The following is a 22619-nucleotide window of genomic DNA, read 5'->3' on the forward strand; positions in this document are numbered from 1 at the left end:
GGTCCGAGAATGTAAATTCAGGGCCTGGCTAGAAATCTGCGTCATCTTCCGGCCAATCGTTGGTGCAAGCGGTCAGTCTTTTGTTGCATTCCCGTGCGAAAGCGAGCGCGTTGTAAGCCAGGTTGATCGCGAATTCTTTGGCTGCTCGCGCCTCGTGTCGCCGCGCTCCCGCAGTGAAAATGACTTCAGTCTGGCCGTCCGAGAGCATCAATCCCGGTAGCGCTTGCTGGTAGCGCGGGAAGCACTGCGACCACGTCAATCCATCCACTGCGACTTCAAAACGATCGGAGGCGGGCTCATGGTTCGTCGTCCGGCAAGTACGTAACTCAGCGTTGGTCACGGCCGTCGTCCCGCTTCCCACTCGCGCAGCATTCGCGCAGCTTCCGCCCAATCCTCGGGGGTCATGTCCGCGATCATCGTGGGGTGCTTGCGGTTCTCTATGTCGATCTCGCCACCTAGCCGATGGCCGCGATTGTCGAACATGAAGCACAACGACCCGTCAGTCGCGGAACTCTCCGGAGTCATCCTGTCCGCCCTCCCTCGGCGCTATCGACCGAACCCAGTACCTGCCACTACGAAACAGCAGGTCAGCGCGAGAGGACACCCCGTAGTACCGTGATCTTGTGGGACACTACATCCCTGTTCAACCGGTACGTCTTGCAACAGTTGGGTGTCGGGCGATCCACGCTCGCAGACGAGAGGACAGCGACCATGCCACCGGCTCTTCGAAGCTTGAGGCAAGAGCAGCGAGAACTAGCCGCCGCGCAACGGGCCGACCACAAAACATGGGTCGAAATCGCGGCTCTATTTTGCAGCCGTTACGGCGTGAATCTTCGGGCCGCATTGCGCATGGTTCGCGATTGGAGCCAACGTGATGCCGCCGATCAATGGAACGCGCGCTGGCCAGCTGAACCAAAGACGTTCAAGAATTTTTCTTACTGGGAGCTATGGCCAGGTCCTACCGGACACGCGCCATCCCTTGACGTTCTAGGGCGCCTCGCGGAACTCTATGAATGCAGCATTTCCGATCTGCTCGATGATTGCGCCAACTTTCGATCAAATGACTCGGCCTACAAAAACAGGAAGAGTCTCGCCCGTATTTCAAGAGTCTCAAAAGCAAATACTCTTTCGGCAGAAGCAGGCGAGGCGCAAGGCGTAGGCGAACTAATATCAACCTTGGAGTTGATTGACGTGAATGAACTGGCACGTCTCGCTACCGAATGGTCAGGCGCGCTCGGGACATACTCAAATCGTCGATCACTACTGCTCAAGTTAAGCGCTGGCCTATCTCTTGCTGCCGCCTCGCCTGCTCTCGCAGACGACATAAAGCCCGCAGATTCTGCGACGGAATTGTCGTCAGACAGGGAGGGATTGGCGGGTATTTGGCACAGTCAATATACGTATTCCAGCAGCGGCCGAGGGAAGGACTTCATTGGTCAGCACTATGTTGTGATCCGCCAGCAGGGCAACAAGCTAATAGGGCAGAGTCTACCGCATTCAACCGGCTCCAGCCTTCGACTTGAGCTCGCCGTTGACGGCTCCGTGGCGACCGGAAGCTGGCGAGAAACGACATCCCCGCACGGTTACTATAAAGGTGCAACATACCATGGGACCTTGCAATTGATTGTCGATCCTAGTGCACGACGCATGCACGGCATGTGGCTTGGATTCGGTCGGGAGTTTGTCATCAACAGTGGCCAGTGGGCACTCAGTCTGGAAAGCTCTTCCATTGGAAAGAGTTCCCAGCGTGAGTACCACAACAAGGCGTAGTGCGACTACTATCAAGAACTTGTCAACCAGCGATCAGGGCAACTATGGACGTTCCGGTTTTGAAGTGACCACGATCAACTAAGTCCATTAGTCCATACATCATCTTCGCTTCATAAATCCAGTCCAATTGAAGACCGAAGCGTCGCTCACAGTCGGCAATAAAAGTCTTTAACTCCGGCCTTGTTTTGGCGTACCCGCCAAAGTGATAGTCAAGTTCAATTGACCAGTTGTCGCTATCGTGCCCGAACGCCTTCTCTTGCAGTTCTCGAACGTTGTCCACCAGAAATTCGGCACCTTTGAGAACTGCAAACCCAATAGCTCGTTGATCTCCTCGCAGCGCGCTAGCGATACCCGCGAGCGTGCCACCCGTGCCGCAGGCGCAGCAGATAACATCAAAGTCTACCGTGATTTCTTCAATCAATTCTGCACAGCCGGGCAGGGCGAGAGCATTGCTTCCGCCTTCTGGAATGAGGTAGAACGGTCCGAACTCGTCAGCTAGGCGCCCGATCACATCCGATTCATCCTTGTGTCTATAGGTCTCGCGATCCATATACGTCAGCGTCATTCCGCAATCGATGGCGTACTCTAGAGTGCGGTTGAGCGGCCTATGCTCCTCGCCTCTGATGACGCCAACGGTACTGAATCCAAAGTGTTTACCGGCGGCCGCTACGGCTCGAACATGATTCGAGTAGGCGCCGCCAAAAGTCAAGAGTTTGGAGTGGCCCGCCTTCGTTGCCGCAGCCAGATTATATTTTAATTTGCGCCACTTGTTGCCTGGAAACTCTGAGTGAATCAGGTCATCACGCTTAAGGTAGAGGCGAATGCCATTGGCATCTAAACGTCCATCGCGGGCCTCAGTAAGAGGCGATGGTAGGCGCAGGTTCAAGCCGGTCATGAAGCCACATGCTATGGGACTGTTTCCGCCATGCCAGCGTGTCGATGACCTGAGGCTCCGGTGCAGCGAGCCGGGTGCCTGCTCCAGCGATGCACGTAACGTACAGTGACGAGAACCAACGCCATGATCACTCGAATGATCTATTGCGCTTCAGATTTGATCATGGGAATACTGGAAGGTCCTAGGTTGCGTCGGCGAGTTGCCCGCGAGAGGACTGGAAGGAGCGTAGCAGGGTGACCGGGCTAGCGCGACCGGGCGTCACTTTGGTTGATCGGCTGGAATAGCTCCGGAGTAGAGATCCCAGTGGCGCGCAGCGTCCCGATCGTGTCCAGTGCACGCGGCACCCGCGTGGTGTGGGTGTCAGTTTCTTGGGCCTAGGGTTCATGAACCGGAGAAGTGAGCCGGACCCCTTGTTTGCTCGTACCCTCGAATAGTGCCCGTGGCCGGATGATCCCCGCGCTGCTGAACATGTCCCGCCGAACGGCATCCGCTGACCGATGTCCGCGTCTGAGGTGCGCGTGTTTCCGGTCAGCTTCTGCCATCGTCGGCTAATTCCCTTTTGTGCCAAGCGAAACAGCTATCCCGCTGTTGTCGGCTTGCTGTACCCGCGCACTGCCGTGCGCTGGTTCGGCGTCGATACGGGCGGGGTTGCATCGTGCTGCGCCGCATTCTGCATGCCTGCAACACGGTGCCCTAAGAGGAGTTGATGCAACATGTTCAAGACAGTTCAGCAGTGGGACGCCTTCGCGCTGGCGGACCCGTGTACGGGGTCACCGCTGGCCCGGTTGGTATGTGATCCCTCGGCCGAGTTCAACGCGTTCATGGCGTGGTTGTCCTACACCTTGTGGGCATGGATCACGGTGTGGTGGCCGCTGCTCGTGATGGTCGCTGTGCTGGCGTTGGTGGCAGGTGCGGTGCTGGCCCAGGTGGTGCGGTTGCGCCGTAAGCGGGAGATGGAAGGAGCGCGGTTTTTCGAGATCACTCCGCCGCATCGTCTGCCCGCTGATGGGGCGGTGCCGTTGTGGCGGCTGCTCGCGTCGACGCTGGCCGGGGTGTCGGCGCGGACGCGGGTCGCGATGGTGTTGTGGGCCGATGATCCGGACGGCCGGATCCGTGCGGGGTTGTGGGTTCCGGGTGGTGGCCCGGCGCGGTCGGTAGCGCGGGCGGTCGAACACGCGTGGCCCGGATGCGGACTGACCCCGACCGAGCCGCCCCGGCCGCCTGCGGGCGCGGTCGGAGCGACGGAACTGGTACCGAGTGAGGGGCCGTGGGCTCCGCTGGTCGATCACCTGCATCGCCCGGAACGCGGCGTGGTGGCGGTCGAGGACGAACCGTTGCGCGCCGTGCTGGAAGGGATTTCCGACCACGCGGTGGCGGGTCGTTTCGCGTCGGTTCAGGTCGTGATTTCCCCTTCCCGCGGAGGCCGCCGGCGTGGCCGCGGGACGGGTCGCCGGCGCGGTCTGACCAGCCTGATCGGCGCCGCTCTGCTCGCGGTCATGCGTGGTGTGGTCGGCGCGGTGGAACTCATGTTGTCGTCGTCTTCGTCGCACGATTCTCGACGTGACACGCGGTCGTCCACACGGCGTGAGGACGACCCGGTGACCGTGGCGCGACGGCGGGCGCGGGAGGCAAAACAGAAAGCAGGACCGCACCTTCGCGCAACGGTCAGGTTGGTCGTCGCGGGCACGGTCACGCCGCGCACGGCGCGGCGTTCGTCGGGTGAGCTGGCCGCCGTGCTGGCGGCACTGGCCACCGACGAACACGACACCGCGAGACTGCGGGTGTGGCGTCCGGCGGGCAAGGTTGCGCGGTACGCGCACGGGCACGGTTTCGTCGCGAGTGTGCGGGAGCTGGCGTCGGTGTGGCACCTGCCGCACCAGCCCGGTAGCCACGGCTTGCCCCACCCGGAGGCGCCGTTGCGGAAGGCCGACCGCGCCTTGCCCCGGCTCGACGGCGACCGCTACCGGCGCCGTCCCGGACGGCGCGGGTTCGACGGGTTCGGCGGTGATCGCAATGCGGCCTGACACCACCCTCCACGATGACAGCGGGACCGGTCGGCGCGAACTGCTCGTGTCGCCGTGGGACGACCCACGCCGCCAGGCACCGAAGCTGCTCGGCGCGACCACGACCGGGGTGTCCGAACTGGTGGGCGTGAGCGTCGCGGATGCCCGGCATCACCTTCACGTGCAAGGCGTGACCGGGGTTGGCAAGTCCACCTGGCTCGCCCACCACGTCCTCGGTGAAGCCGAAGCCGGACGCGGGGTGGTGCTGCTCGATCCGCAAGGCGACCTCGCCGCGAACGTGATCGACCGGCTGCCCGCCGACTGCGGGGATCGGCTGGTGATCCTCGACCCGGACGAACGCGACGCACCTGCCGCGTTCAACGTCCTCGACGCCACCGACCCTGCACAACGGGAACTCGTGGCGGACGGGGTGGTGTCGGTGTTCCGGCGTCTCTACGCCGCGTCGTGGGGACCGCGCATGGACGACCTGATGCGCGCCGCCTGCCTCACGCTGATCCGGCGTGAGGGTTCGACGCTGGCCGATATCCCGCCGCTGCTGCATCACGCGCCGTTCCGGCGTGCGGTGCTGGCGGAAGTCGGGGAACCGGACGGGCTGGAAGGGTTCTGGGCCGCGTTCGATGAGGCCACCCCGGCACAACGTGCCCAGTTGTGCGCACCCGTCGTGTCCCGTCTGCGCGGGGTGCTGACCCGGCGGTTCGCCCGCGCCCTGCTCGGCGCTCCTCGGTCGAGTTTCACGCTTGCCGATGTGCTGGACGGCGGCATCCTGATCGCCCGCCTGCCGAAAGGAAACATCGGTGAGGACGCGTCGCGGTTGGTGGGGTCGCTGCTGATCGCCGGACTGTGGCAGGAGATCACCCGCCGCGCCGTCCGGCCGCCCGAACAGCGGCCGGACGCGACGGTCGTGGTGGACGAGTGTCACAACTTCCTGCACCTCCCGATCGGCGTCGAAGACGCGCTAGCCGAAGCACGCGGCTACCGGGTGTCGCTGGTACTGGCCCACCAGCACCAGGCACAGCTACAGCCGGATGTGCGGGAAGGGATCGACGCCAACGCCCGCACCAAGGTGTACTTCACCGTGTCGCCGGACGACGCCCGCCGCCTAGTGCGGCACGTCGCCCCCGATATCGACGAACACGGCCTGCGGCGACGCCCCGCGTTCCAGATCGTGGCCCGCGCCGTGGCAGGTGGCCGGGACACCCCGGCGTGCACCTTGGACACGCTCCCGATGCCCCCCGCCCCGCCCGGCCGTGGCGAGCTGGTACGGCGTGCGGCGCGGGCACGAACCGGACTGTCACACCGGGAACGGGACGGCAGCGCCTCGGCGCGCAGGCTCGACACCACGCCCGCCTCCAGCGGCGCGGCACAAGCCCTGCGGCATCACTGGAACACCAGTGAGGGCAACGCTTTCGGCGATGGCAACTCAGTGGGCAGCTCTATGGACAACTCGGTGGGCAACTCCAGGGGCAACTTATGAGTGGACCACCGAGTTGCCGCCTGAGGCGCCCTGAAACCCCTGCGTACGGCCACCGTGGAGGAACCATGCCCGCACCCCGACTTCCTAGGAACAGCAACACCCACCCCCTCAAAGTGGAAATAGAACCGGTCAGCACCGGCGACGCTCTCGCCCGCTCACGCGGGCTCACCGGCCGGGACCTGTCCCTGCTCGGCTACCTCGATCAGCACCGTGTGCTGACCGCCCTTCAGGTCACGCGGCTGCTGTTCGGGTCACCGCACCACGCCCGTCACCGGCTGGCCGCGCTGTACCACCGTGGCGTGCTCGCGCGGTTCCGGCGCGAGGTCTGGCCCGGCTCCCAGTCGTGGCGCTACACCCTCGGGCACGTCGGCGCGGCGGTGCACGCCGCAGCGACCGACACGCCACTACCGAAACCGTCGGCAGTCACGGAGAAAGTTCTCCGGCTGGCGCACTCGCCACACACCGAACACCTGCTTGGCGTGAACGAATTCTTCACTGCCCTCGCCGGACACGCCCGCACTCGTCCCGGCTGCCAGCTACGCACATGGACGCCCGAAGCCGTCACCGCCGACGCGTGCGGCGGCATCGTCCGCCCGGACGGCTACGGCGAATACAGCGACCCCCACGGAACCGTGGGCTTCTTTTACGAACACGACACCGGAACCGAAACCCTCGACACCCTCACCGACAAGATCACCAAATACGCCGAACTCGCCCGCTCCGGAATCCGGCAACCCGTCCTGTTCGGACTCCCCGGACCCGGCCGTGAACGTAACCTTCACGACGCGTGGGCGCGCCGCTGGCCAACCGGTCCGCCCGTCGCCGTGGCCACCACCGCAACCGGCGATACGGCGGTCGCGACAGACCCGGTATGGCTGCCCGCAGGACACCGGCAACGCCGCACCCTGACTCAAGTCGCGACGCCCGCACGCCGCCACTCACCGCGCCGGGAGGCGGCATGAACCAGCACACCCACAATCACGAAAGCACGGGCGGGTTGTCGGTGGCGCGGCTGGCCGCGATGGCCGACGCACTGACCGTTCCGGACGGCGGGTTCACCGTCGATCCCGCGACCGGTGCCGACGCCCGCACGGGTTACGCCGTCGCCGTACACCCGGAGTGCGAACACATCTGCGACGGCCGTGTCACTGCCGATGATCTCGCCGACTATCTCACCCGCACCCGGCACGCCCTCGCACTGCCGGGGCGGGTGTTCGGCGGATGGTGCGACCCCGGCACACGGCGGGTGTATCTCGACGTGTCCGCCGTCGTCGCCACACTCCCCGCCGCGCTGGAACTCGGACGCGACAACGGGCAGCGCGCCGTGTTCGACCTCGACGCCGCCACGTCGATACCCGTACCTCCCGCACCCATCCCCGTCACAGGAAAGGAGACGCCAGACAGCACCATCACGCACCCGCCGATTCCCGCACCGCGCAGCGAAAGGAGGAAGCGGACATGCCCACCCGGCCACAACCGCCCCCGCGCCGATCGCCGAACGCACGCCGCCACCTCACCGCCGTCCCATCCCCGCACGACAAGCCCACCAGGAAGGAAACCTACGCCGAAGAACAAGCACGGCTCGACGCGGAAGCGCTCGACAGGTGGGCGGCCATCGTCGCCGACCTGCCGCCGCTCACCGATGACCAGATCACCTCACTCGCGGTGATCCTCAACCGCATCGACAAACGACGCCGCGCCGCCCAAGACACCGAACAGAAACGCGCGGCCTGACACACCGACGACCGAGGACACACCCACCCCTTTTCCGGGGTGTGGTGTGGCCTCGGTCGTTGCTCTATCAGGCCACCGCCTGTTTCCCGCCCGTGCGGTGCTTGCCGGGCTTGTACGGGTCGATCCTTACTCGCTTCGGGTCGAACTGGCGTTGCCCGGTCTTGGCGGCGGGATAGAGATACAGGGTGTCCCGCCCCAGCGCGTCCGCCAGCATCGCGGCGCGTTCGGCGACCTCGGCGCCGTCCCACTGTTCGGCCGCGTCGTCCCGGCTCATCGCCTCGGTGGGGCCTTCCGGGTTCCCGCCGGTCAAGGCGTCCCGCTCGGCTTCCAACCGCGCGTGCGTGGCCATCAGCGGTTCGTTGGCCGTGTCGTAGGCAGCTTCGGTCATCCGCCCGGCACCGAGTTTCGCCGCGATAGAGGTCATCAGACGTTCGCATTCGGTGATCTCGGTGTGCAGCTCCGCCAGCCGTTCCGAGACACGCGCCCGTGCGGCACGGATCGCCGCCGCGTGCTTGGCATCCGACAACCGCGACACCACCAGCGACCGCAACTCACGATCCACCCGCCGGAAATCCGCACTCACCTTGCCGCACCCACCGGAACCTTTCACACACGCGTACTGCCGCCGCCGCTCACCATCCGGATAGGTCCCCTTGTGCGGACGCCCCGTCAACCCCTTGCCACACAACCGGCACCGCAGAATCCCCGACCCCACATAGATCCCGAACGGCCGCGCACCCCGCGTCCGCCCCGCATACAAACCACGCAGCTTGACGAAGTCCGCCGGGTCCACGATCGGCTCACCCGGCATCGTGCCCACCACCACGCCGCCATGCTCGACCAAACCGGCATTCACCGGACGCAACAGCGCCGCACCCACCAGCGACGCCGTCCACCTCTTCCCCGTGGTCGTCAGCAACCCTTCGGCGTTCCACTCATCAGCGATCGTGGTCTGAAACACCCCCGCCAGAACCGCCGCCGTGGCATCCCGCAACGCCCGCCGTTCCCGTTCCACCAACGACAACGGAACAGGCTTACGGGTGTCTTCCCCGTTCTCGTCCATCGCCTCATCCTTGGGCACCGTCCGGTCCAGACCGGGGAACCCGAACGTCCGGCCCTGGTGATGCGGAACCCCACGCTTACGCAACACCTCGAACTGTTTCGAGATCCGCTGTGACGCCTCATCGGAGTTGCGCTGGTTGTGCGCGACCTCCTGCCGCAACTGGTACCGATCGTTGTAGTCGGTCAGGTCATAACGGCCGTGCGAGGACGCCACCGTGAACGACTCGAACCCCTCGATCAGCTTGAACAGGTCCTCAAGGTCCGGCGACTGCCGCCAACCCCGGTCGGTGTTCCACAACACCACCCCGTCACACGCCCGCGCCGCGATCCGCTTCATGATCCGTTCCCACCCCGGACGATGAACCTTCGGGTTCCACGCCGACAGCTTCGGATCCGAGATCTCCTCACCCAGCACGCCGCCCAACCGGTTGATCACCTCCCGGTTGTCGGCGTGCTGGGTCTCGCACTTCTCGATCTTCCGCTTGTGGTTACGAGACAGCCGCGCATACGAGTCCAAGATCGGCTGGCGCCCGCCCTGACCTGCATTAACCTGGTGACTGGTAGCCATAGATCAACTGTAGGTAACTTAAACAGGGTTGGCTAGAACCGTCCTTACCACTCACGAGCAGGTCAGCCCTGCGAGATGTACGCCTCCAGCTGTTCCTGACTCTTCTCCAGCTGTTCCATCCGGGTCTTCACGACGTCGCCGATACTCACGATCCCCGCCAGCCTGCCGTCCACCACGACCGGGACGTGCCGGATGCGGCGTTCGGTCATCAGGACGGACAGCTGGTCCACCGAGTCCTCGGGGGTGCAGCTCGCGACCATCTTCGTCATGATCGCGGACACCGATCCGTCGAGCAGCTGGGGTCCGCGCTCGTTGAGCCGTCGCACGACGTCCCGTTCGGAGACGATCCCGACGATCCCGCCCTCGGCGTCGACGACCACCAGGGCACCGACGTTGTGCTCCGCCAGTCTCTCGAGCAGTTCGGTGACGTTCGTCTCCGGCGAGACGGTCGCGACGGCCGCCCCCTTGTTCCGCAACAGATCGGAAATCCGCATACGCGCTCCTCCCGGATGGGTGACCTGAGTCACTCCAGGTTATGGCCTCACCGCCCTGCGCGAAAGTCCGGAGAGTCCGGTTCGATACCGAGCCGGGAGGCGAGCGCTTCGTACGCCTCGATGATCCCGAGGCCGTAAGGGTCGTCGCCGAGCGCGCCGAGTGTCCCCCGCCCGAGTTCCCAGTGCGTCTTCGCGGACTCGTGATCACCGAGTTTGCGGTAGTCCTCGGCGAGGTTCAGGTGCAGCGACGGGTAGAACCCGCGCACGGCGAGCGTCGCGTGGTACTCCTGGGCGCGCTCGTCGGTGAGCGAATCGGCCGCGGCGAGCGCGCGGAGATCCCAGGCGAGCTCGTCGGCCGGTTCGTCCTGCACGTCGGCCATGTAGTGCGCGAGCGCGCACCGGTGCAGCGGGTCGCCGTCCTCGCCGATCCGTTCCCACAACGCGGCGAACTTCTCGCGCGCGCCGGCGCGGTCGCCGGAGATGTGCAGCTGGAGGCCGGTGTTGATCTCGGCCATCACCTCGTCGGTCATTTGATGTCCGAGGCGGGCGCCGCCCAGGTGTTGCACGCCGACGTCGTCTTCCCGGAGAACCCGGCCTTCGCCCATTTCAGCTGGTTACGACGGCTGCCGTGGGTGTCGCTGTCGTCGGCGCGGCCGTAGTCGTCGAGGGCCGCGTTGGCCAGCGACTTGCTGATCGAACCGCGACCGGCGGCTGCCGCGAGGGCGAGCGCGCCGAAACAGTTCGCCTGCAGTTCGATGCGGCGGACCAGTTCCTTGTCGGCCGGGCTGTCCTCGCCCGGCGACGACATCTTCTCCGCCGCCGCCGACAGGATCCCGCTGGAACGCTGGACGTGATGCCCGTACTCGTGGGCCATCGTCGCGAGGTGACGAGACCGTTCGAGCCCCGCGTCGCCCAGCATCCACTGGGTCGGCGCGTAGATCGTGGTGTCGCCGCCGCAGTAGTAGGCGACGGCCTCGTCCTCGCCCGGCGCCTTCCCGCACGCGCTGGTCTCGGGCAGCGTCACCTGCACGGTCACCGTCAACGCGGGCTCGTTCGCCTGGTCCAGGGCCGGCTTCCAGGATTCGGCGAGACAGGACACGAGGGTCTTGTAGTACGTCTCCAGTTTCGCGGGCTCGCGGCTGATCGCGGGCAGGCGGCAGGTGACGGCGCCGAGCGCGATCCCCTCCGCCAGCAGTGGGTTCGTCTCCAGTTCCCGCACCTCCTTGGGCGCGGGTTTCGCGTTCCCGGCGGGCGCTTTCGCCCCTTCGGAGGTGTACCCGCCGGACACCGGGAGGGCCTGACCGTCGATCTGGCGCGGCCCGCCGGCCATCGCCATCCCGGTGGTGGTCAGCGCGGCGACGATGAGGAGGCCGACCACGGCGGCCCCCGGGTTGCGGCGAGGCGGCGCAGGCGCGAACGGTCTGGGTACCTCGTCGGTGCCGGTCATGGTGTCCCCCAAACGTGCGAGCCCACAGCATACGGAATGCCACACCTGGTGGCGCCGGGACGGAGCACCCGGCAAGACTGTGTGCATGAGTGACGAGGACCCGTACCTGTGGTTGGAAGACGTGACCGGCGAGGAAGCGCTGGACTGGGTGCGAGCCCGCAACGCCGAGGCGCTGGCGGATCTGTCCACCAGTGAGCGGTTCGCCGGGATCCGCGACGAGGTCCGCGAGGTCCTCGACGCCGACGACCGGATCCCCTACATCCGCCGTCGCGGCGAGTATCTGTACAACTTCTGGCAGGACTCGGCCAACCCGCGCGGCCTGTGGCGCCGCACCACCCTGGAGCAGTACCGGCTCGACACACCGGAGTGGGAGCTCCTGCTCGACGTCGACGCCTTGGCCGAGGCCGACGGAGAGAACTGGGTCTGGCAGGGCGCGGCTGTCCTCCGTCCGGGGTACCACCGCGCTTTGGTCGAGCTGTCGCGCGGCGGCGCCGACGCGACCGTGGTCCGCGAGTTCGACCTCGACGAGCGCCGTTTCGTCGAAGACGGGTTCTTCGTCCCCGAGGCCAAGACCAGGATCGGCTGGATCGACCATGACCGCGTCTACATCGGCACCGATTTCGGCCCGGGGACGCTGACCAGTTCGGGCTATCCGAGGCTGGCGAAGGAATGGCGGCGCGGCACGCCGCTCGAAGAGGCGACGGTGGTCTTCGAGGGCAAGCCGGACGACGTCTCGGTGTCCGCGCACCACGACCCGACCGAGGGATGGGAGCGCGACTTCGTCTACCGGTCGATCGACTTCTACCGCACGGAAAGGTACGTCCGGACGGCCGCCGGTCTCGACCGCATCGAGGTCCCCGAAGACGCCCAGACGTCCTCACACCGCGAGTGGCTGCTGATCCGCCTTCGCTCGGACTGGACCGTCGAAGGCACGACGTACCCCTCCGGAACCCTGCTCGCCTCCGGCTTCGACGCGTTCATGGCGGGCGAGCGCACCTTCACGACCCTCTTCACCCCGGACGCGCACACGTCGCTGGAGTACTGGGTGTGGACGCACAACCATCTGCTGCTCTCGACGCTGTCCGACGTCCGGACGGAACTGCGCGTGCTCACGCCGTCCGACGGCTGGACCTCGCGGCCGCTCGCCGGTGCCCCGGAGCTGGGCACCGCGGAGATCACCGGTACCGACCCCGACGTAAGCGACGAGTACCTGCTCGACTCGAGCGGGTACACCCAGCCGTCGACGCTGAGCTACGGGCACGTCGGCGGTGAGGTCGAGGTGCTCAAGCGCGCTCCGTCGTTCTTCGACAGCGAAGGCATGGCGGTCTCGCAGTACTTCGCGACATCCGAAGACGGCACGAAGATCCCGTACTTCGTCGTACGCCCGTCCGGCGCCGAAGGCGGGCCGACGCTGCTGACCGGTTACGGCGGCTTCGAGGTCTCGTTGACCCCGGCTACAGCGGCGTCATCGGCCGCGGCTGGCTCGCGCGGGGCGGCACCTACGTCGTCGCGAACATCCGCGGCGGCGGCGAATACGGGCCGGACTGGCACACTTCGGTGACCAAAGCCAAGCGCTACAAGGTCTACGAGGACTTCTCGGCCGTCGCCGCCGACCTCGTCGAGCGCGGCATCAGCGAGCCGTCCCGGCTCGGCATCCAGGGCGGCAGCAACGGCGGGCTGCTGATGGGCGTCATGCTGACGCGCTACCCGCACCTGTTCGGCGCCATCGTGAGCCAGGTGCCGCTACTCGATATGAAGCGCTATCACAAGCTCCTCGCGGGCGCGTCGTGGATGGCCGAGTACGGCGACCCCGACGACCCGGCGGAATGGGACTTCATCGGCAAGTACTCGCCGTACCAGAACGTCCGCGGTGACGGCGAATACCCGCCGGTCCTGTTCGTCACCTCCACCCGGGACGACCGGGTACATCCCGCGCACGCGCGCAAGATGGTCGCGCGGATGGTGGAGCAGGGACACGACGTGCGGTACCACGAGAACATCGAGGGCGGGCACGGCGCGGCGGCCGACAACGAGCAGCTGGCGTTCAAATGGGCGCTGATGTTCGAATTCCTGTGGGAGAAGCTCTCCTGACCCGCTCGGAAGGGGACTTTCCGGCGAGAAAGTCCCCTTCCTGAGCTCACTCGGCCACTTTGGCGAGCACCACCCCGCCCACGATCAGCGCCATCGCCGCGAACCGGCCGAAACCGACCGGATCCTTGTGGATCACGATGCCGAACACGATCGCGCCGACCGCGCCGATGCCGGTGAAAACGGCGTACGCGGTCCCCACCGGGATCGAGTCCATCGCCTTCGACAGCAGGTACACCGCGGCGACGCCGAGCACGAAGCACAGCACGGTCGGCCAGAACCGGCTGAAGTTCTCGGTCGGCTTGATGCTCTGCGACCAGGCGACCTCGACGGCTCCCGCCAGGAGCAGGATTCCCCAGCCCATCAGGCTCCCCTTCCGGCCTTTTCGGCGCCGAGGAGCGCCTGCTCCCGCGACGCGATCCGGTCGGGATCGCGTGGGCTCAGCCGCGGGTCGACCAGGGCGTTCGTCAGTTCGGAGTGCAGGAAGGTGACGTCCCGGACGTCGTAGTGCCCGGCGAAGAAATCGCGCAGGTAGCGCTCGTGGTGGTCGACCGGCTCGCGCGGCGTGCCGGGCAGATAGGTGCCGCCACGCGCTCCCGCGACCACGAAAGCCTTGCCCGCCAAGGACATCTTCGGGAATGTCACCTGGTCGATCCACAGCTTGAGCGTCGCGGGGATCGAGAAGTTGTACATCGGCGCCCCGATCAGCACGACGTCGGCGGCGAGCAGTTCGGCCAGCAGCGGCTCGATGACCGCCCAAGCCTCGCGCTGCTCCGGCGTCTTCACCACGGAGGCGTAGCCCTCGGGATCGGTGATCCCGGCCTGGAGGAGGGCGTCGCAGATCTCGGTCCAGGCCTGGCCGATCGGCGGCACCGGGTCGGCGGCCAGGTCGCGGTAGGTGTAACCCGCGCCCGGGTTCGCGGCACGCCAGACCTCGGCGAACCGTGCGCTCAGTTCTCGGGAGAACGACGCGCTGCGGGCACTGGAGTCGAGGTGGAGAAGGTGGCTCATCGAGGCCTCCCGAACCAGGAAGTGGACACGGCGTCCACTTGCTTCGCCGGGTACAAGTGGACACCGCGTCCGGATATTCCCTAGGCTGCGGCACATGCCGGAAGATCTGCTCGCGAACGGCCGGGGACGGGAACGCTCGGACGCCGCCCGTAACCGCGCGAAGATCCTGGAGGCCGCCGAAGGGCTCTTCGCCGCACGTCCAGCGGCCGACGTCACCATGGAGGACATCGCCAAAGCGGCCCGGGTCGGCCGCGCGACGCTGTACCGCCGCTACCCGGACCGCTCGGCGATCGCCGTGGCCCTACTGGACGAGCACGAGCGGGAACTCCAGGAGCGGCTGCTCACCGGCCCTCCCCCGCTGGGTCCCGGCGCGCCGCCCGCCGAGCGGCTGGCCGCGTTCTACGCGGCGATGATCGGGCTGCTCGCCCGGCACGCGCATCTCGTCCTCGGCACCGAGGTCGGGCATTCGCGCTTCACCAGCGGGCCGTACCGGCTGTGGCGCACCCATGTCCGCCATCTCGCCGAACAGGCGGACACCCCGGATCCGGACGCGCTCGCCGACGTCCTGCTGGCACCGCTCGCCGCCGAGGTGTTCCTGTACCAAACAGGCGAGCTCGGCCTGAGCGCCGAACGGATCACCGACACCCTGGCCGAGCTCGCCCGGCGAACCCTCTCCTGATCAGCCTGCGAGACCGTCGACGACCAGCTTCATCACGGCCTGCCAGTGCTCGCGCTGCGCGGCGCGCTCTTCCGGGCCGGTGAGCCGTTCCTGATGGAAGACCACGGTCGTCTTGCCCGGCCCAGCCGGACGGAGGCCGACCTGGACCGTGCTCTCGTGATCCCAGTCCTTCGGACGCCAGGTGAGGCGGATCTTCTCGCGTTCCCGATAGCCGCGAACCTCGCCGACGGTGCCCTCGGCCGTCTCGTACGGCGCGCCCTTCTCCGGCTCCAGCCGCACATCGCCCAGCCAGGCCGCCAGGCCCGAACCCGAGAGGTACTCCCAAACCTGATCCAGCGGGTACGCCACCGTCTTGGACACGCCGATCTCCCAGCCCGCGTCCTTCGTCTTGCCGATCATCACGCCTCCGCCGTAACCGTCTTACCTGGTTTCTGAAACCGACTATAGTGGTTACATGACTCCGGGAACAAGAGTGCTCGTCGACGTTCAGGGCGAGCGGTACCGGTTCGATCCGGGCAGCCTCAGCCTCGAACTCATGCTGACCGGCGGTCCCGGCCCGTACGAGCGCTACGAGATCGCGCATACGCCGTCCGCCCTCGCCGACTGGTTCACCGGTTGCCGGCTGGCGCTGACCGCTCCCCTGACCGACGTCCGGATCCGGCCCGCCGAACTCACCGCGCTCAAGGAACTGCGGGACACGCTCTACCGCGTCGCACCCGCCCTCGCGCGGGGCGAAGCACCGTCGGAAGACGACCTCGCCGTGCTGAACGACGCGACCGAAGCCACCCCGAGGCCGCTCGTGGATCCGGAGACGCGGCGGCTCGCCTGGGCGCCGCCCGTCACCGGGAAGCAACTCCTCGGCGCCGTCGCCCGCGACGCCATCGGCCTGGTCGCGGGCGAACGCTCCGGCCGCGTCCGCGAATGTTCCGCGAGCGACTGCTACCTGCTGTTCTTCGACACCTCGCGGTCGGGCAACCGCCGCTGGTGCTCGATGGAGCGCTGCGGCAACCGCGCCAAGATCCGGGCGTACCGGGCCCGCGCCGAAACCGCGTGATCGCTAGGATTCCCGGCGATGCAGGGTGAAGCGAAACTGGAACAACGCGTCGTCGAGACGGCGGAGAAGCTGCTGGCCAAGAAGAAGTCGGTGACCGCGCTCGGTATCCTCACCGGGATCGGCTGGCTGCCGGAGAACGTCGTCGACGCCTGGCAGCGCGGCCGGATCCCCGTGCTGACGGGGGCGCTGCCGGTGGCACCGGAGAAGCTGACCTTCGCGCTCGGTGCCCTGCAACGCTGGGTCGCGGCGAACGGCCTCGAAGGGTCGGAGATCGAGCACGTCGGCGCGACCCGGGACCGGGCGGCCCTCCAGGTGACCTCCGGCGAGCTCGCCGGTCTCGAACCGCTGTTCCGGACACACTGGATCATGCCGGGGCTGTCCGATGCCAAACGCGCGCAAGTCGAGGCCAGGCAACGGAAAGCACCCGACCTCATCGTCTCGGTGGCACTCACGGCGTGGACGTGCGCCGACTGCGGCGGCACCGGCGACCTCCTGTTCCTGGAGGGTGAAAAGCCGCATTGCCTCGACTGCGCCGACCTCGGCCACCTGGTCTTCCTGCCGTCCGGCGACGCCACCCTGACCCGCCGGGCGAAGAAGGCGAGCCGGCTTTCCGCCGTCGTCACCAAGTTCAACCGGTCGCGGAAACGTCATGAGCGGCAAGGGATCCTGGTCGAAGAATCGGCACTGCGCGACGCCGAGGAGCAATGCTTCGCCGACGAAGACGTCCGGGAACGGCGCCGCGACCGCGACCGCGAACGGCGCGCCCGCGAAGACGTCGAGTTCACCGCCCGGTTCCACACCGCGATCACGGAGCTGTTCCCCGGCTGCCCGCCGGATCGGGCGCGAGCCATCGCCGAACACGCGGGCCTGCGCGGCAGCGGCCGGGTCGGCCGGTCCGCCGCCGGGCGGGAACTGGCCGAACGCGCGGTGTTCCTCGCCGTCGTCGCCTCGATCCGGCATCTGGACACCGAGTACGACGACCTCCTCATGGCGGGCGTGGAACGCCAGGCCGCCCGCGATCGCATCCGGCCGGCCATCGACGCGGTGCTCGACCGCTGGCGATCCTGACCGCTGTCACATTCCGGGCGCGGGCCTCGTCCAGTGGGCATGTTCACCGCATATCTCACCCTGGCCATCATGACGATCGTGATCAACGCCGGGATCGCCGCCGCCGACTTCGCGCGGATCCCGTTCGTTCTCAAGAACTCCGCCGAGGTCAACGTGCCTCAGTCCTGGATTCCGCCGTTGGCCTCGCTGAAGGCCGCGGGCGCGGCCGGGCTGCTGCTCGGCCTGCTCGGGGTGCCTTACCTCGGGACCGCGGCGGCCGCCGGGCTCGTGCTGTTCTACCTCGGCGCCGTCATCACCCACGTGCGCGCCCGCGTGTTCTACAACATCGCCTTCCCCGGCGGATTCCTCGCGCTGGCGGTGGCGACCTTCGTCCTCGATCTCGCTCAGGCCAAATAGGGGCCGAAGTGCTCAGCGACGACGTCCGCGACCGCTTCGGCGTCTCGTGAGCCGTCGATCTCCAGCACCCGGATGCCGAGTTCCTTCGCGGAACGGACGGCGTCCCCGGCGACGAGCCGGTCCCGCTCGATCCGGTTGCGCTGCGCGCGTTCGGGATCGCTGACCCGGTGCGCCACCGCGGCGGCCCGGGGCAGCACGCGGAGCTGGTGCTCACGGAAATCGTCGGTGGGCACCATCACGATCATCCGGCGCGGTGAGTCCAGCAGGGGCGCGACCAGCTCCGGGCGCAATCCCCAGCCCTCGGCGAGGATCGGCCGCCCGGAGACCAGCGCGCGCAGATCGTCCAGCGCCCATTCGAACCGCACCGGGAAACCCGCGATCGTGTCGGCGGCCATCCGCTCGGGTGCGGGGTCGACCCAGACGGTCTCCGGGTCCGGATCCGCGGTGGGCAGATTTTCCCGGACGCGGTGGGCGATGCGACGGTCCTGATGGGCGCGGGCGTCGTGGAAGTCGTAGTGGTAGACGGTGATGCCGTGGCGGCGGGCGAGCAGGCGGGAGACGGTGGACTTCCCCGCCCATTGACCGCCGCAGATCCAGAGTGCCTGCTTGAGTGTGCCGAAGGGATCAACGATGGTCACGCACGCGCCTCCGGTGTCATGAAAGGGCCGTTCAGGACATATATCGTCCTGAACGACCCTTTCATGACCTTCGTTATGACCTAGCTGCAGCCGGAGGTCGCGCCGCACCCTTCACAGGCGTAGCACGAACCGGCGGGCCGCATCTTCGTACCGCAGGTCATGCAGAGCGGCGCGTCGGACGCGGTGCCAAGGTTCAGCTCCACCAGTTCCGCCGTCGAGTGCGCGACCTTGGCGGGTTCCGCGGACGACGAGTCCACAGTGGACCGAAGGGCGTCGATGTCGACGTTCTCCGGTTCCGCGGCGGGCGCGGTGCCGTAGCTCGCCTCGACCTGTGCCGAGCGTTCGTCGGCGGTGAAGATGCCGAGCTGCGAACGCTTCTCGTACGGCAGGTAGTCCAGCGCCAGCCTGCGGAACAGGTAGTCCATGACGCTGGTGGCGATCCGGATGTCCGGGTCGTCGGTCATGCCGGCGGGCTCGAAGCGCAGGTTGGAGAACTTCGAAACGTAGAACTCCAGCGGGATCCCGTGCTGCAGGCCGACGGAGATCGACATCGAGAACGCGTCCATCACGCCGGAGAGGGTCGACCCCTGCTTGCCGAGCTTCACGAAGATCTCGCCGAGGCCGTCGTCCGGGTACGAACCAGCGTGCAGGTACCCCTCGGCGCCGCCGACGGTGAACGACACCGTCTGGCTCGGGCGCTTCTTCGGCAGGCGCTTGCGGACCGGCCGGTACTCGACGACCTTTTCGGCCTCGGGCTCGGCCTTCTCCTTCTTGCCGGTGGACAGCGGCTGGCCGACCTTGCAGTTGTCGCGGTAGATCGCGAGCGCCTTGAGGCCGTACTTCCAGCCCTGGAAGTAGATCTCCTCGACCTCTTCGACGGTCGCCGACTCCGGCATGTTGACCGTCTTGGAGATCGCGCCCGACAGGAACGGCTGCACCGCGGCCATCATCCGGACATGTCCCATCGGCGCGATGGACCGCTCCCCCACCGCGCAGTCGAACACCTCGTAGTGCTCCTGGCGCAGGCCGGGGGCGTCGACGACGTGGCCGTGCTGAGCGATGTACTCGACGATCGCTTCGATCTGCTCGCCCTGGTAGCCGAGCGCGGCCAGCGCGCGCGGGATCGTCTGGTTGACGATCTGCATCGAGCCGCCGCCGACCAGCTTCTTGAACTTGACCAGCGAGAAGTCCGGCTCGATGCCGGTCGTGTCGCAGTCCATCATGAAGCCGATGGTGCCGGTGGGCGCGAGCACGGAGGCCTGCGCGTTGCGCCAGCCGCTCTTCTCGCCCAGCTCGATGCCGTGCTTCCATTCCTGGGTCGCGAGCGCGCGGACCGCGGCGTCGTTCGAGTGGTAGGTCCGCACGAGTTCGTTGGCGGCGGCGTGCTTGCGCATGACCCGCTGGTGCGCTTCGGCGTTGCGCGCGTAGCCCTCGTACGGCCCGACGACCGCGGCGAGTTCTGCCGAACGCCGGTACGAGACGCCCGTCATCAGCGAGGTGATCGCGGCGGCGAGCGCGCGGCCGCCGTCGGAGTCGTATGCGTGGCCGAGCGCCATCAGCAGCGCGCCGAGGTTCGCGTACCCGATGCCCAGCTGGCGGAACTTGCGGGTGGTGTCGCCGATCGCCTCGGTCGGGAAGTCGGCGAAGCAGATCGAGATGTCCATCGCGGTGATGACCAGCTCGACGGCCTTCGCGAACAGCGGCGCGTCGAAACCGCCGTCCTCGGTGGCGAACTTGAGCAGGTTCAGCGAGGCGAGGTTGCAGCTGGAGTTGTCCAGGTGCATGTACTCCGAGCACGGGTTGGACGCGGTGATCCGGCCCGACTCGGGGCAGGTGTGCCAGTCGTTGATCGTGTCGTCGTACTGCAGGCCAGGATCGGCGCATTCCCAGGCGGCCTGCGCGATGGTGCGGAACAGCTTCTTGGCGTCGACCCGGTCGATGACCTCGCCGGTCGTCCGGGACCGCAGGCCGAAGTCGCCCTCGGTCTCGACGGCCTGCATGAACTCGTCGGAGACGCGGACCGAGTTGTTCGCGTTCTGGTACTGGACGGAGGCGATGTCCGAGCCGGACAGGTCCATGTCGAACCCGGCGTCGCGGAGGACCTTGATCTTCTCCTCTTCGCGTGCCTTGGTCTGCACGAACTCCTCGACGTCCGGGTGGTCGACGTCGAGGACTACCATCTTCGCCGCGCGGCGGGTGGCTCCGCCGGATTTGATGGTGCCCGCGGAGGCGTCGGCGCCGCGCATGAAGGAGACCGGACCGGACGCGGTGCCGCCGGAGGACAGCAGCTCACGCGAGGACCGGATGCGGGAGAGGTTCAGGCCGGCACCGGAGCCGCCCTTGAAGATCAGGCCCTCCTCGCGGTACCAGTTGAGGATCGACTCCATGGTGTCGTCGACCGCGAGGATGAAGCACGCGCTGACCTGCTGCTTCGACGTCGTGCCGACGTTGAACCACACCGGCGAGTTGAAGCTGAACACCTGGTGCAGCAGCATCCAGGTCAGTTCGTGTTCGAAGATCTCGGCGTCCGCGGGGCTCGCGAAGTAGCCGTGTTCGCGGCCGGCGTTCACGTAGGAGTGGACGACGCGGTCGATCAGCTGCTTCAGGCTCTGCTCGCGCTGAGGCGTGCCCACGGCGCCGCGGAAGTACTTGCTCGTGACGATGTTCGTCGCGTTGACCGACCAGAAGCCGGGGAACTCGACACCGCGCTGCTCGAAGTTGACCGTGCCGTCGCGCCAGTTCGTCATCACGACGTCCCGGTTCTCCCAGGTGACCTGGTCGTACGGGTGGACGCCCTCGGTGGTGAAGACGCGGCGCACGGTGAGCCCGCCCGCCTGCTTCTTCTTCCCGTTCGCCCGCGCTGTGGCCGGGTTGCCTGTTCCCACGGTCTCGGTCATGGGTCTTTCCCTCACTCCCACGCGGGAGGCGGCATCAGCCGTCTTTCGCGTCTCGATCGCTCTCGTCCGGTGTGGCAGCCATGGCCTCGCGGAGGTCCGAGATCTCCTTCTCGAAGTCCTCGACCGAGGAGAAGGAGCGGTAGACACTGGCGAACCGGAGATAGGCGACGCCGTCGAGTTCGCGCAGGGGGCCCAGGATCGCCAGGCCGACCTCGTGACTCGGGATCTCCGCCAGCCCCGCCGACCGGATCGATTCCTCGACCCGCTGCGCGAGCTGCTGCAACGCGTCGTCGTCGACCGGCCTGCCCTGGCAGGCGCGTCGCACCCCCCGGACCACCTTGTCCCGGCTGAACTGCTCGGTGACCCCGGATCGTTTGACGACGGCGAGCACCATCGTCTCCGAAGTGGTGAAGCGCCGGCCGCAAGCGGCGCAGGAGCGCCTCCGCCGGATCGCCTGACCCTCATCCACCTCTCGGGAGTCGACGACCCGAGAGTCCGCATGCCGGCAGAACGGGCACCTCATCCGCCGATCACCTTCCCCTCCGCGCCGGCCGGCCCCGAGTGGACGCCCGCCCCGTCGCCACGCAACGACGGAAAAGATCGACATGTGGATCGATCTGTGGACATCCGGTGGGTGAACACCGGCCAGCTGTGGACAACTGGTACCGAGTCTACCCCAAGCTATGGACCAACTACAGCCATGTAACTACTACATATAGCGGTGGAGACTAGATCGCTGGTCGGACGCACGCAAGCGCAACCGCCGGGCCGATCGGACACGAAAGAGGAGCTCACCCACGACGGGTGAGAGCGCCCTCCGGGATCACCTCCCGCCTTCCGCGACCTCGGCCGCGACGGGCACCGTGAGCGGCAGCCCGGGCACGAGAACGGCGTTTTCCAGGGAGTTGAGCTCCTTGATCCTGGCGACGACCGCGCCAGTGTCGCTGCCTGGCGCGAATCGCGCCGCGATATCCGTCAGCGTCTCGCCCTCGGAAACGGACACCGTCGTGGTCCGTTCGGGCACCGCGGCTCCGGGAACACCGGCCAAGAACAGACCCAATCCGGTGACGACCCCGGCGACGAGCAAGGCCATCCCGGCGAGCGACGGCCACCTGAGCGGGAGCCGCCGCGGCGCCGGGCACGCCGGGGCGACGGTGGCGACGCCGGGGCGGCGGCCCGCCACGACCCGCGCCCTGGTGGGCGGACGCAAGGGCTCGGCACGCCTGCCCCGCACCACCCGCACGGGCCGGGTCACCCCTGCCGGAACGGGCCCGGGGGAACTGGGCCGCACCAGTCCTCGATCGGCCAGAATCGACATCG

22 protein-coding genes and 1 pseudogene are annotated in these 22619 nt (G+C 67.1%); 10 read left to right on the forward strand and 13 right to left on the reverse strand.

Annotated elements, in window-relative coordinates; all coding sequences use genetic code 11:
• Positions 1–28 precede the first annotated feature (28 nt).
• Positions 29–340, reverse strand: coding sequence for a hypothetical protein (locus MJQ72_RS04970; protein ID WP_240597961.1), 312 nt, complete (start codon positions 338–340; stop codon positions 29–31).
• A 485-nt stretch (positions 341–825) separates the two neighbouring features.
• Between MJQ72_RS04970 and MJQ72_RS04975 the strand changes: the two genes are divergently transcribed.
• A complete protein-coding gene (locus MJQ72_RS04975) occupies positions 826–1770 on the forward strand; it encodes a hypothetical protein (RefSeq protein ID WP_240597962.1) in 945 nt (314 codons plus the stop codon).
• A gap of 22 nt (positions 1771–1792) precedes the next feature.
• Here MJQ72_RS04975 and MJQ72_RS04980 read toward each other — a convergent pair whose 3' ends face one another.
• Entirely contained in the window at positions 1793–2665 is an 873-nt protein-coding gene (locus MJQ72_RS04980; RefSeq protein WP_240597963.1) for a 1-aminocyclopropane-1-carboxylate deaminase/D-cysteine desulfhydrase, read from the reverse strand.
• Positions 2666–3378: 713 nt separating this feature from the next.
• Between MJQ72_RS04980 and MJQ72_RS04985 the strand changes: the two genes are divergently transcribed.
• From MJQ72_RS04985 to MJQ72_RS05000, 4 genes are all read left to right on the forward strand, one after another.
• Entirely contained in the window at positions 3379–4689 is a 1311-nt protein-coding gene (locus MJQ72_RS04985; protein WP_240597964.1) for a hypothetical protein, read from the forward strand.
• Positions 4679–6163 (forward strand): type IV secretory system conjugative DNA transfer family protein, encoded by a 1485-nt coding sequence (locus tag MJQ72_RS04990; protein ID WP_240597965.1) that lies wholly within the window; start codon positions 4679–4681, stop codon positions 6161–6163. The genes MJQ72_RS04985 and MJQ72_RS04990 overlap by 11 nt, the downstream gene beginning before the upstream one ends.
• A gap of 65 nt (positions 6164–6228) precedes the next feature.
• Positions 6229–7125: a replication-relaxation family protein gene (locus tag MJQ72_RS04995; protein WP_396426930.1), complete on the forward strand. Its 897-nt coding sequence runs from the start codon at positions 6229–6231 to the stop codon at positions 7123–7125.
• Positions 7126–7621: 496 nt separating this feature from the next.
• Positions 7622–7897, forward strand: coding sequence for a hypothetical protein (locus MJQ72_RS05000; RefSeq protein ID WP_240597967.1), 276 nt, complete (start codon positions 7622–7624; stop codon positions 7895–7897).
• Positions 7898–7964: 67 nt separating this feature from the next.
• Here MJQ72_RS05000 and MJQ72_RS05005 read toward each other — a convergent pair whose 3' ends face one another.
• From MJQ72_RS05005 to MJQ72_RS05020, 4 genes are all read right to left on the reverse strand, one after another.
• Positions 7965–9527 carry a recombinase family protein gene (locus tag MJQ72_RS05005; RefSeq protein ID WP_240597968.1) on the reverse strand — a complete coding sequence of 521 codons (1563 nt, stop codon included), beginning with the start codon at positions 9525–9527 and terminating at the stop codon, positions 7965–7967.
• Positions 9528–9589: 62 nt separating this feature from the next.
• A complete protein-coding gene (locus MJQ72_RS05010) occupies positions 9590–10021 on the reverse strand; it encodes a CBS domain-containing protein (protein ID WP_037304170.1) in 432 nt (143 codons plus the stop codon).
• A 47-nt stretch (positions 10022–10068) separates the two neighbouring features.
• Positions 10069–10551 carry a hypothetical protein gene (locus tag MJQ72_RS05015; protein WP_240597969.1) on the reverse strand — a complete coding sequence of 161 codons (483 nt, stop codon included), beginning with the start codon at positions 10549–10551 and terminating at the stop codon, positions 10069–10071.
• Positions 10548–11468 (reverse strand): neutral zinc metallopeptidase, encoded by a 921-nt coding sequence (locus MJQ72_RS05020; RefSeq protein WP_240597970.1) that lies wholly within the window; start codon positions 11466–11468, stop codon positions 10548–10550. The genes MJQ72_RS05015 and MJQ72_RS05020 overlap by 4 nt, the downstream gene beginning before the upstream one ends.
• Positions 11469–11553: 85 nt before the next feature.
• On the opposite strand from MJQ72_RS05020, the pseudogene MJQ72_RS05025 reads away from it, so the two are divergent.
• Positions 11554–13559, forward strand: a pseudogene (locus MJQ72_RS05025) (prolyl oligopeptidase family protein).
• Between the two features lie 46 nt (positions 13560–13605).
• On the opposite strand, the gene MJQ72_RS05030 reads toward MJQ72_RS05025, so the two are convergent.
• Positions 13606–13920 carry a multidrug efflux SMR transporter gene (locus MJQ72_RS05030; RefSeq protein WP_240597971.1) on the reverse strand — a complete coding sequence of 105 codons (315 nt, stop codon included), beginning with the start codon at positions 13918–13920 and terminating at the stop codon, positions 13606–13608.
• Complete coding sequence (locus tag MJQ72_RS05035) at positions 13920–14567, reverse strand: FMN-dependent NADH-azoreductase (protein ID WP_240597972.1); 648 nt, start codon at positions 14565–14567, stop codon at positions 13920–13922. Before MJQ72_RS05035 ends, MJQ72_RS05030 begins: the two co-directional genes overlap by 1 nt.
• 94 nt (positions 14568–14661) lie before the next feature.
• Here MJQ72_RS05035 and MJQ72_RS05040 point away from each other — a divergent pair, with 94 nt between their 5' ends.
• The gene (locus MJQ72_RS05040; protein ID WP_240597973.1) at positions 14662–15246 is read left to right on the forward strand and encodes a TetR/AcrR family transcriptional regulator; all 585 of its coding nucleotides are present in this window, start codon (positions 14662–14664) and stop codon (positions 15244–15246) included.
• On the opposite strand, the gene MJQ72_RS05045 is transcribed toward MJQ72_RS05040, so the two are convergent.
• The gene (locus MJQ72_RS05045) at positions 15247–15645 is read right to left on the reverse strand and encodes an SRPBCC domain-containing protein (protein ID WP_240597974.1); all 399 of its coding nucleotides are present in this window, start codon (positions 15643–15645) and stop codon (positions 15247–15249) included.
• A gap of 55 nt (positions 15646–15700) precedes the next feature.
• Between MJQ72_RS05045 and MJQ72_RS05050 the strand changes: the two genes are divergently transcribed.
• The 3 genes from MJQ72_RS05050 to MJQ72_RS05060 are packed head-to-tail and all read left to right on the forward strand — an operon-like array spanning position 15701 to position 17764.
• Positions 15701–16300, forward strand: a complete 600-nt coding sequence (locus MJQ72_RS05050; protein ID WP_240597975.1) for an ABATE domain-containing protein — start codon at positions 15701–15703, stop codon at positions 16298–16300.
• A gap of 18 nt (positions 16301–16318) precedes the next feature.
• Positions 16319–17368: a DUF2293 domain-containing protein gene (locus MJQ72_RS05055; RefSeq protein WP_240597976.1), complete on the forward strand. Its 1050-nt coding sequence runs from the start codon at positions 16319–16321 to the stop codon at positions 17366–17368.
• A gap of 39 nt (positions 17369–17407) precedes the next feature.
• The gene (locus tag MJQ72_RS05060) at positions 17408–17764 is read left to right on the forward strand and encodes a DoxX family protein (protein WP_240597977.1); all 357 of its coding nucleotides are present in this window, start codon (positions 17408–17410) and stop codon (positions 17762–17764) included.
• Here MJQ72_RS05060 and MJQ72_RS05065 read toward each other — a convergent pair.
• The 4 genes from MJQ72_RS05065 to MJQ72_RS05080 all read right to left on the reverse strand — a co-directional run bounded on the left by MJQ72_RS05065 (position 17752) and on the right by MJQ72_RS05080 (position 22617).
• Positions 17752–18402, reverse strand: coding sequence for a hypothetical protein (locus tag MJQ72_RS05065; protein WP_240597978.1), 651 nt, complete (start codon positions 18400–18402; stop codon positions 17752–17754). The genes MJQ72_RS05060 and MJQ72_RS05065 overlap by 13 nt on opposite strands.
• An 80-nt stretch (positions 18403–18482) precedes the next feature.
• On the reverse strand, positions 18483–21299 hold the full coding sequence (locus MJQ72_RS05070) for a vitamin B12-dependent ribonucleotide reductase (RefSeq protein ID WP_240597979.1): 2817 nt from the start codon (positions 21297–21299) through the stop codon (positions 18483–18485).
• A gap of 34 nt (positions 21300–21333) precedes the next feature.
• Positions 21334–21822 carry a transcriptional regulator NrdR gene (gene nrdR / locus MJQ72_RS05075; protein ID WP_240597980.1) on the reverse strand — a complete coding sequence of 163 codons (489 nt, stop codon included), beginning with the start codon at positions 21820–21822 and terminating at the stop codon, positions 21334–21336.
• A 300-nt stretch (positions 21823–22122) separates the two neighbouring features.
• Complete coding sequence (locus MJQ72_RS05080; protein WP_240597981.1) at positions 22123–22617, reverse strand: LysM peptidoglycan-binding domain-containing protein; 495 nt, start codon at positions 22615–22617, stop codon at positions 22123–22125.
• Positions 22618–22619: the final 2 nt, after the last annotated feature.

This window comes from Amycolatopsis sp. EV170708-02-1, assembly GCF_022479115.1.
Lineage (GTDB): Bacteria > Actinomycetota > Actinomycetes > Mycobacteriales > Pseudonocardiaceae > Amycolatopsis.